Source organism: Bartonella sp. DB5-6, from assembly GCF_000278115.1.
GTDB classification, from domain to species: domain Bacteria; phylum Pseudomonadota; class Alphaproteobacteria; order Rhizobiales; family Rhizobiaceae; genus Bartonella; species Bartonella refiksaydamii.
In genome coordinates, this window is the sequence record NZ_JH725122.1 from 79,321 (window position 1) to 87,736 (window position 8,416).

Below are 8,416 nucleotides of genomic sequence, written 5' to 3' on the forward strand. Positions count from 1 at the left end.
AAAAGGGTTTATAATTTTTTTGTGAAGAGTTTTTTAGGATATTTTATGAGCAAGGTATCAGATAATCAGGATCATTTCACTTCGCAGCTTATGAACAAGAAGGTGAGGGAGAGTGGGGCTCGTGACCGTTATAAGACTTATGTGCCAGCTTATACTCAAGTACCGTTACCGAACAATATGAAAAAGCAAATTTTTTTCTGGCTTGGTACGCTGATTTTTTTCATTCTTTTTATGTTTATTTTTGGATCCGTTTTGCTTCCTTTCGTAGCAGGGATTGTGTTGGCTTACTTTCTTAATCCTATTGTTCAATTATTTGAAAAATTTGGTATTCGTCGTGTTTTTGGTACTATCCTCATTACTTTATTTATTGTTGTTATTTTTGTCGCTTCTTTAATTATTTTAATTCCTATTATCAGTTGGCAAATACAGCAGTTTGTGAGTGATGGCTTGCCCGTCTATATTAGTCGTATTCAAACTTTTTTTGTTGAGCATGATTTTGATTGGGTTAGGCGCTATTTTGGTAGTGATCCGAATGAATTACAGAGTAATATTAAAGGACTTTTGGGAAAAAGTTCTGATTTTATTACGTCTCTCTTGAATTCACTTTTGAAGTCAGGAAAATCTATCGTTAATCTTGTGAGCTTATTTGTCGTGGCACCCGTGGTGGCATTTTATATGTTATTAGATTGGCCGCGTATGGTTGCCGCAGTTGATTCGTTAATACCGAGGGATCATCTTGAGACCGTTCGCAGTATTTTTTATGAAATGGATAGAGCTATTGCTGGCTTTGTTCGTGGACAAGGAACGGTTTGTTTAATATTGGGAGGGTATTATGCTATCGGTTTAACTATCACGGGACTTAATTTTGGTCTTTTGATTGGTATGTTTATTGGTCTTATCAGCTTTGTTCCTTATATTGGTACAATGAGTGGTTTTGTGCTTTCTGTTGGTGTTGCATGGGTTCAGTTTTATCCTAATAATTGGGGTTGGATTGTTGTTGTTATGGTTCTCTTTTTAATTGGTCAGTTTATTGAAGGCTACATTCTTCAACCAAAACTTGTGGGTTCGTCAGTGGGATTGCATCCGGTGTGGCTGATGTTTGCACTTTTTGCTTTTTCTTCACTCTTTGGTTTTACTGGTATGCTTGTTGCGGTTCCTGCGGCAGCGGCTGTTGGTGTTTTGGTTCGTTTTGCTCTTCATACTTACCTTAATTCTCAGATGTATTCACGAAGTGGCAATTCGGAGTTGTTAGAATGAAGGAGCATGAAACGCAATTACCCTTAAACTTTTTTTATAATCCGGCTTTCCAATTTGATGACTTAGTAGTGACGGAAAGCAATCGTATGGCTTTTCAGCTTATTGATCATTGGCCAAATTGGGTCTTACCTATTGCAGTTTTGGTTGGAAGACAAGGATCTGGGAAAACGCACTTTTCTAGTGTATGGGCTCAAAAAGCCGACGCTTTAATTTTTCATCGCAATGAAGTTGATCAGGCTATTGCTGTTGCTTCTTCAGGAAGATCGCTTTTAATTGAGGATATTGATGCGGATGAGATTAGTGAAATAGGGCTTTTTCACTTAATTAACAGCGTTAAGCAAGCAAATATTGATGTGCGTCATGCTACGTTGTTAATAACGGCACGTACAGTACCTTTAGCGTGGAATTTAAAGTTAAATGATCTGAAAAGTCGCCTTAATTCTGTTATGTTAGTCGCGATTAATCAGCCTGATGATGCATTGTTAACAGCTGTTGCTTTTAAACTTTTTTCTGATAAACAAATTATTGTTCATCCGGATACCGTTGCTTATCTTGTAAGCCGCTGTGAGCGTTCTTTATTTTCATTAAAACGTGTTATTGATTCTGTTGATCAGTTAGCATTACAAAGAAAAAGTAAAATAACGCGTGCTGTTATTGGTGAAGCCCTTACCATGCAAATACAGTAAATATTTTTTAGTACGACCTAAATTGTTCAATAGAAGTGCTTTTGTTTTATTGTCATTATAGTGTGCAGATAGAAATGCTGTTATTTACGTTTTCTGCTTTTTCTATATCTATCAAGAGTGGATAAAACAGTGTGTTTTTATTTTTTCCTTTTTTGCATAATCTGCTTAATATGTTGTTTGAATAACTTTGCGGTTTTTAATTTATGACAACTTTTTTCATGACTTATACAAACACATTTAAGCGTTTGGAAATAATTTTAGAGAATAAGAATTTTTTCTTTATTGAGAAAAGTGTTTGTTTTTTTAGTTTATAAATTGGAATTGTAGAGAGCATAGAATTAAAAAACAACAGTGATAGGGAAGATAGAAGAGCAGAGGAACTTAATCAGTTTTCTTCATGATGTGCGTTGGATGTTATATGAATTATGAATAAAGTGGGGATATTGAAGCTTTATGCCATTTGGAATTTTTTGTGATGTTTAAGCCATTTTGTTACGTAAATTATATTCGCTATATGTTTTGTTGTCATGAAAGCTTTTTCAAAGTAATATGAGAATTCTAGGCTTATGAAGAAGTTGATTATTTGTTAACGTAGAATGGATTTTTTAGAGTATCATTTTCTTGTTTTTATAAATACATATGTTATTTGTCAGAAAAAGATTTTAAAAAAGTTTTTTTGTAAGAAAAGTAACAAAATTGAAAAAAAAAGTGTTTTTCTCTTGCACTTCTGTTGTGAAAATTTTAGGGAATGTGCATCAAATAAAAGTGAATGGCGGAGCGTAGCGCAGCTTGGTAGCGCACCTGATTTGGGATCAGGGGGTCGTAGGTTCGAATCCTATCGCTCCGACCATATTTGGTAGGATGTAAAAGATAGCTCAAGTGGGGGCGTGAAGCGGGAAATTGTTATTTGGGTGTTATGTATCGTCTAAGGAAAATTAAGCATGATTGCACGTATTTATAGTCCTGCGAAGACAGCTATGCAGTCAGGTAGGAGGAACACTGGTTTTTGGACTTTAGAATATGAACCGTTACAGGCAAAAATGCTTGAGCCTCTTATGGGATACACGGCGACAGCTGATATGAATAATCAAATAAAAATCCAGTTCAATAGGAAAGAAGATGCAGTTGCTTTTGCGCGCAAGAATGCTATTCCTTATCGCGTAGAAAAAACACATAGACCGATTCGGCGTGCTGTTTCTTATTCTGATAATTTTCACAGTGATAGGCAGCAATCTTGGACGCATTGAGTTAAAGATGCTTTTGGGGATTGAGGAAATGATCAGTTGGTCCCGTAGCTCAGCTGGATAGAGCAACGGCCTTCTAAGCCGTGGGTCACAGGTTCGAATCCTGTCGGGATCACCATTCAATTTTCTTCTATGTATAACATATTGATTCTTTGTAATCTTTTTAAAGGTTCGGGAACGTTAACAAAAGTTCGGGAATAGGATTTTCCAACATACCGTTACAAAGCTCATCTTTTTCCTCCAACATTTTCTAATAATTTTTTGAATTCTTTGAAATCCACTGTTTCAAATGTGCAAAGATATTATTGATAGCCTCCATGAGATGAGAAAATTTAAGAAACCATTTGCTAAAGGATTTCGCGCGTCTCAGAGTATGTTTAGAGTCGGATATTTGGTTTTTGTGTAAAAATATTTCCTACAGCATCTATAAGACGTGAAAAATCAAGCGCTAATAAGAGTATAATGAATACAATCCATTTCGTATAACGCGACATCACTTTTACACTCTTGTAGGTCATGATGATTTCTTGAAGTATTTCTTTTTCTGCTTCTGTGAGTTCTATATCGTCTTGTGTTTTTTTTCTAGCCATGTTTCCACCCACACACGCGTTCACCCTGTTTATTGTGCTTTAAGATCTCTCTTGCTAAGTTGGAACTGATGGCATTCAGATCTTGCTGTTTTAAATAAATTGGCAACCAGCCAACACAAGAAGAAGCGTATTTATTTGTTGCGCAACCAATCAGAGAGAGCAGCACGCACATCAGCATCACTTTTTTGATTAATTTCACTTTCCACCTCCAGTCGTGTTGTTGCTGCTTTTAAAGCTTTTTCTGTTTGCTTTTGCTGCTCTGCTTTTTTCCCAAGAGTAAAAGCTCTAGCTAATGCAATAAAAAAAGCGGCTAAAGCCGCAGCTGTTATCATCAGATTTCTTTTCATCCATAAGATCATAGGCGGTGCTCCTGAAAGCGTTTAGCAACAAAGAAAATACCCGCACATGCGGCTAAAACCATAATGGCGGCTAGTGCCCATTGGGTGGGTCCATTGCCTGCTAACAAACCACCAAGCCCTGAAAAAGAACCAATAATCGGTGCAAGGGCTTCTGCTTTGAAGCCCCCCGTTGGTTCTTGCGTTTCTACTGTTTGATAATTGGAGGAAACATAAGCCCCTTTAGCCCATAAGCCTGCTTCTGCTGCACGCCGGTGTGCGAGACCTTCAAGACGCTTACCGCCTGCTTTGGTCCATTTTTGTAATTCGAAGGGGACTGCTTCATATTCACCACTATTAAGCTTCTTTAATAGTGTAGAGTTACAAAAGGCTCTTGTTCCTACATTATAACAAAAGGACACTAATGCTGCGAATTGTTCATTTGTTAATGAAACTGTAACAGCGCGTTCAACGACATTTTCAAATTGTTGCAAATCTTGGCAAAGCAGTTCTTCTGCTTGCTTTTCCGTGATTGTCATGCCTTTGTGAACAAAAGGTTTTCCAGCACTGTTTGTATGTCCATAACCGATTGTCCACACACCAATGGCGTCTTTGTAGGCGTTTAAACGCAAACCTTCCCATTGTTTTATGAGTGCTAGTCCTTCTTGTGATATTTTTCTCATATGTTGCTCCATAAAAAAATCCCCACACAAGGCGGGGATGAGTGAATATTAAAAATTGCAATTATTGCCTTTTATTAAAAATCTCGTTTCATGTAACTTTTTTCTGTGTTATACGTTACATGAAACAAGAGGAGATTTTATTATGGCTACAATGCACGTTAATGAACGTGTTCAAAAACATCGCAACGCACAAAGGAAAGCGGGATTGCGCTTAATGCAAATTTGGGTACCAGATACACGCCAGCCGAATTTTGCAGAAGAATGCCGCCATCAGTGTCGCTTAGTGGCAAAAATGGATAAAACAGATACATCTATGCAGTTGTTTATGGATCAATCTTTAATGGATGTTGATGGCTGGACAGAATGATGCGCGGCTCTCTCGTAACAATAGCTATGCAAGGCGATTTTGGTAAACCAAGACCCGCATTGATCATTCAAGCTAATCAATTTAGTGAACATACCAGCATGACGGTTTTACCAATTACAAGTACACTTGTTGATGCACCATTACTCCGCATTACGATTCAGCCAAACGCTAAAAATGGTTTGCAAAAGCCTTCGCAAGTAATGATTGATAAGATTATGACGATAAGATGTGACAAAATGAGTTCCATTTTTGGCTCTCTTCAAGCAAAGCAAATGCTAGAGATTGAACGTTGTTTGGCTGTATTTTTAGGAATAGTAAAATAAAAATTGGATTTCTTTTTCTTCCGGATAGAAATATGCTTTTATCATTATCAGATAGTTTTGTTCATATATCTTCTTTATCCATATGGATGACGCCATCGCCTTCGTTGTATGAGGCGTCGGGTGGGGCGTTTGAATCAAGGGTGTCGTCTTTATCTGGTGTGGTATTGGCTACGTTTCCAGCCGCATCTTCTTGTGATGCATCAAAAAGTTCGCACTCTATTTTTGTGGTGTAACCACCTGTTTTATCAAGTTTGTGCTTGACGCTTTTGATGCGCCATTCTGCCGGAATGTAAGGTCGGAAAGGCGGCTCTTGAACAAGCTTTGCTTCTGCTTGCACAAAGGGATCACCACCAATATCACATGAGAAAGAAGATTTACCGCGTGATGACTTATTGCGATAAGCGGCAATGGCCGCAACAGCTTCTGCCTGATTGTGATAAGTGTATTTGAGTTCATGAAACGGCGGGTTACCAGATTTTACTTCTTTTTTTTCACCACTGCGTACATCGTAATAGGTTGCGATAACACCACCTTTTTTCTCTTTGTCTTCTTCTTTCTCAGGTGTTGTTTCTGCTTTTTCCGATTCAGATGGTGATGGTGCTCTGTCACTGTCATCCATATGGATAAAGTTTTCATCATCATCCATTTCTTCTGGTTCTCGTGCATTAGCTGCGGCTTTTTGGTCGTCCCCCACATCCGTTTCTAAGCCATTTGCCGCACCTGCTTCATCCCGTGCGCTGTATTTAAAATCCCAAGAGGTACAATGTTTTTCATGGATTACAACAATGGGGAGTGTTTCGCCGGTAATGGCTTTGCCTTCCCCCCGTTTGGCAAGTACAAGGTTGCCATCAACAGGCTTTGCCACCGCATCATATTCTCCTGCAAGACGTGTGGCAAAAGCCATATCGCTTTCAGCAGTTTGATCAATGTGACGCACAACAATTTTTGCAAGAGCAGGATCAACTTTGGGGGTATAGCCATTACGCTGCGCTATCTCTTGAACAATACTGCCAAGGGTTTGCTGGTGATAGGATTGGCTTTTAGGTGTTCGGTAGGATGTATTCATTGATGCGGCGCGCCCTGTAACGTTTAAGCTTTGTGGTGGGCTGCTCACAGAGATTTCATCAATCAAATAGGCTCCCATATCGCGGTTTTTGCCGCCTTCATAGCCAAGTGTTATGGAAATGACTGTTCCGATAAGAGGAATGTCTAAAAAGCCATTATCACTGTCACGTGCGCGGTCATCAAGTTCTATGGTGATACGGTCACTTTTGTCTTCTGCTTCATCGGTAATTTCAATCGACAAAACATAGTCCATGAGAGTTCTTGTAATGTCTTCTCCATTTGCCAAAACCGTGCAAAAAGGTTTCATTTCTTGCTGCCCCAAAGTCTGATTACTGGTGTAGCTTTAGGATAAGGCAAAGAAGGCAAAACAATTGTGATACCTGCTTTTAAAATGGGACCATAGTCTGCAAGCCCAAAATTCGCTGCATAGACGCGTTCAACAGCAAGTGCTTGTTGACCTTTGGCATAATATCTCCAGCAAATGGCATCCACCATATCGCCCTCTTTGGTTCTGTAAAGATCACTCATTGGTCTTCCCCATATTCTCTCAATTTTATCGTAAATTCTTGTTTTTTGGGGGTGCCGTTATGATGAAAAACGCTTTGTTTTTCCTCCACAGAAAGAATGACAAATTTGCCTAAAATCCTGCCTTGACCTGTTACAAGAATATGAGGTCCCTCATGTGCCATTTGCCGTAAATATTCGATCTGCCTGTGACCACCTTTAAAATCTGGATAAATCACACCAGTTAGAGAAAATTCCGCATTTGCAACAGCTGGCAATTGAAGAGCAGCTTTCCGCCCCAATCGCCCTTGCTCTACCCATGGAACGCCATAAGACATATCGAGTGTTTGATATGCTGCTGTTTCAATGGAAAAAATAAAAACACCCAAAGCTAACATCATGGTATTTAATCCGAAAGGCTAGAGGCTATGGCTAAACGTTGCTGTTTTGCATAGCGTTCAAGTGCTTGATTGACAGCGTCTCTGATTTCGTCCTTGAGACCATTTGGTACTGAAATATTGAGATTTGTAATGGTGACACGGGCGTCTACTTCAACGGGTTTATGAACCGTAATGGGCTTTGGAGCTTTAAAGGCAGCCACTTTTGCATTTGTAGCCTGCATTTGTCCTGTTTCAACGACACTTGTATTAAAACCACTCTTGTGTTTTTCAGGCGGGGTATTTGTAACCACTACTGTATCAACCATTCTTTTTGCCCGAGCATTGGTTTCCTCGGTAAAGGTTTTAATCGTTTGGGTTGAAGTTTTGTTGATCGAGACATTAAAGCCTAACTTTTCTTTCACCCAATTGGGCATCCAACTGGTTAATGTGCTTATCATGCCGCTAAACCATTCGGACAGGGCTTGCCACTGGCTTTTGATCCCCTCCCAAAGCCCGTTAATCAGATTGGCTCCTGCTTCCATGAGATTGACCCCAAACAGCCAATCAATTAATGCATTGATTTTTTTTGCAATCCAAGAGAGCGGTGAAAAGTTTTTAAAGAGTGTAAAGAGGTTACTGAAAATATTACGGCATAAGTTGGCAAAAGAATTCCACAAGTTGCTTATGAAGCTTACTACCGTATCCCAATTTTTGTAGAGCAAATATCCAGCTCCAACAAGTGCCGTAATACCACCAAGTATCCAGCCGATAGGTGTGGTCATGATTGCATAGCCAAGCGTGACAAATGCTGCTCCAGCAGCCGCTAATGCGGCAATGAGTGGACCAAAAATAAACGAACCAAGTGCCACAAGACCCACCTTAAAGAGGGTTATTTCCCCAATCAATGGTTCCATCCAGCGGAACCAGCTTTTAATCCTTTCTGTGAGATCACTAATGCCTCTTCTCAAATCAGAAGTAGGAT

General features: G+C 39.3%; 11 protein-coding genes, 2 tRNA genes and 1 pseudogene. 7 read left to right on the forward strand and 7 right to left on the reverse strand.

What is annotated here, in order from left to right; genetic code table 11:
- Positions 1–45 precede the first annotated feature (45 nt).
- The 5 genes from MCO_RS08370 (at position 46) to MCO_RS08390 (ending at position 3,305) form a co-directional block, all read left to right on the forward strand.
- Entirely contained in the window at positions 46–1,257 is a 1,212-nt protein-coding gene (locus MCO_RS08370; protein WP_007553868.1) for an AI-2E family transporter, read from the forward strand.
- Positions 1,254–1,943, forward strand: coding sequence for a DnaA regulatory inactivator HdaA (gene hdaA / locus MCO_RS08375; protein ID WP_007553869.1), 690 nt, complete (start codon positions 1,254–1,256; stop codon positions 1,941–1,943). The genes MCO_RS08370 and hdaA overlap by 4 nt, the downstream gene beginning before the upstream one ends.
- Positions 1,944–2,716: 773 nt before the next feature.
- Positions 2,717–2,793 (forward strand) — tRNA-Pro (locus MCO_RS08380).
- Between the two features lie 91 nt (positions 2,794–2,884).
- The gene (locus MCO_RS08385) at positions 2,885–3,190 is read left to right on the forward strand and encodes an ETC complex I subunit (RefSeq protein ID WP_007553871.1); all 306 of its coding nucleotides are present in this window, start codon (positions 2,885–2,887) and stop codon (positions 3,188–3,190) included.
- A gap of 38 nt (positions 3,191–3,228) precedes the next feature.
- Positions 3,229–3,305: transfer RNA gene (locus MCO_RS08390), tRNA-Arg, on the forward strand.
- 259 nt (positions 3,306–3,564) lie between these two features.
- Here MCO_RS08390 and MCO_RS08395 read toward each other — a convergent pair.
- The 3 genes from MCO_RS08395 to MCO_RS08405 all read right to left on the reverse strand — a co-directional run bounded on the left by MCO_RS08395 (position 3,565) and on the right by MCO_RS08405 (position 4,795).
- Entirely contained in the window at positions 3,565–3,777 is a 213-nt protein-coding gene (locus MCO_RS08395) for a hypothetical protein (protein ID WP_007553873.1), read from the reverse strand.
- Positions 3,778–3,908: 131 nt separating this feature from the next.
- A complete protein-coding gene (locus tag MCO_RS08400) occupies positions 3,909–4,136 on the reverse strand; it encodes a hypothetical protein (protein WP_007553875.1) in 228 nt (75 codons plus the stop codon).
- Positions 4,133–4,795, reverse strand: a complete 663-nt coding sequence (locus MCO_RS08405) for a lysozyme (RefSeq protein ID WP_007553877.1) — start codon at positions 4,793–4,795, stop codon at positions 4,133–4,135. Before MCO_RS08405 ends, MCO_RS08400 begins: the two co-directional genes overlap by 4 nt.
- 142 nt (positions 4,796–4,937) lie before the next feature.
- On the opposite strand from MCO_RS08405, the gene MCO_RS08410 reads away from it, so the two are divergent.
- On the forward strand, positions 4,938–5,162 hold the full coding sequence (locus MCO_RS08410; protein WP_007553878.1) for an antitoxin MazE family protein: 225 nt from the start codon (positions 4,938–4,940) through the stop codon (positions 5,160–5,162).
- Positions 5,162–5,485: a type II toxin-antitoxin system PemK/MazF family toxin gene (locus MCO_RS08415; protein ID WP_007553879.1), complete on the forward strand. Its 324-nt coding sequence runs from the start codon at positions 5,162–5,164 to the stop codon at positions 5,483–5,485. Before MCO_RS08410 ends, MCO_RS08415 begins: the two co-directional genes overlap by 1 nt.
- A 61-nt stretch (positions 5,486–5,546) precedes the next feature.
- Here MCO_RS08415 and MCO_RS08420 read toward each other — a convergent pair whose 3' ends face one another.
- The 4 genes and pseudogenes from MCO_RS08420 to MCO_RS08435 form a co-directional block, all read right to left on the reverse strand.
- A complete protein-coding gene (locus tag MCO_RS08420; RefSeq protein WP_007553880.1) occupies positions 5,547–6,857 on the reverse strand; it encodes a contractile injection system protein, VgrG/Pvc8 family in 1,311 nt (436 codons plus the stop codon).
- On the reverse strand, positions 6,854–7,078 hold the full coding sequence (locus MCO_RS08425; protein WP_007552690.1) for a tail protein X: 225 nt from the start codon (positions 7,076–7,078) through the stop codon (positions 6,854–6,856). Before MCO_RS08425 ends, MCO_RS08420 begins: the two co-directional genes overlap by 4 nt.
- Entirely contained in the window at positions 7,075–7,455 is a 381-nt protein-coding gene (locus tag MCO_RS08430; RefSeq protein WP_007552691.1) for a phage tail protein, read from the reverse strand. The genes MCO_RS08425 and MCO_RS08430 overlap by 4 nt, the downstream gene beginning before the upstream one ends.
- A gap of 5 nt (positions 7,456–7,460) precedes the next feature.
- Positions 7,461–8,416: pseudogene (locus MCO_RS08435) on the reverse strand (phage tail protein); the annotation flags it as partial.

Coding starts and splice junctions, on each gene's coding strand:
- MCO_RS08425 (WP_007552690.1), bottom strand. CDS start 7,078: ATGAGTGATCTTTACAGAACCAAAGAGGGCGATATGGTGGATGCCATT.
- MCO_RS08430 (WP_007552691.1), bottom strand. CDS start 7,455: ATGATGTTAGCTTTGGGTGTTTTTATTTTTTCCATTGAAACAGCAGCA.
- MCO_RS08395 (WP_007553873.1), bottom strand. CDS start 3,777: ATGGCTAGAAAAAAAACACAAGACGATATAGAACTCACAGAAGCAGAA.
- MCO_RS08385 (WP_007553871.1), top strand. CDS start 2,885: ATGATTGCACGTATTTATAGTCCTGCGAAGACAGCTATGCAGTCAGGT.
- MCO_RS08410 (WP_007553878.1), top strand. CDS start 4,938: ATGGCTACAATGCACGTTAATGAACGTGTTCAAAAACATCGCAACGCA.
- MCO_RS08400 (WP_007553875.1), bottom strand. CDS start 4,136: ATGATCTTATGGATGAAAAGAAATCTGATGATAACAGCTGCGGCTTTA.
- MCO_RS08420 (WP_007553880.1), bottom strand. CDS start 6,857: ATGAAACCTTTTTGCACGGTTTTGGCAAATGGAGAAGACATTACAAGA.
- MCO_RS08370 (WP_007553868.1), top strand. CDS start 46: ATGAGCAAGGTATCAGATAATCAGGATCATTTCACTTCGCAGCTTATG.
- MCO_RS08405 (WP_007553877.1), bottom strand. CDS start 4,795: ATGAGAAAAATATCACAAGAAGGACTAGCACTCATAAAACAATGGGAA.
- hdaA (WP_007553869.1), top strand. CDS start 1,254: ATGAAGGAGCATGAAACGCAATTACCCTTAAACTTTTTTTATAATCCG.
- MCO_RS08415 (WP_007553879.1), top strand. CDS start 5,162: ATGCGCGGCTCTCTCGTAACAATAGCTATGCAAGGCGATTTTGGTAAA.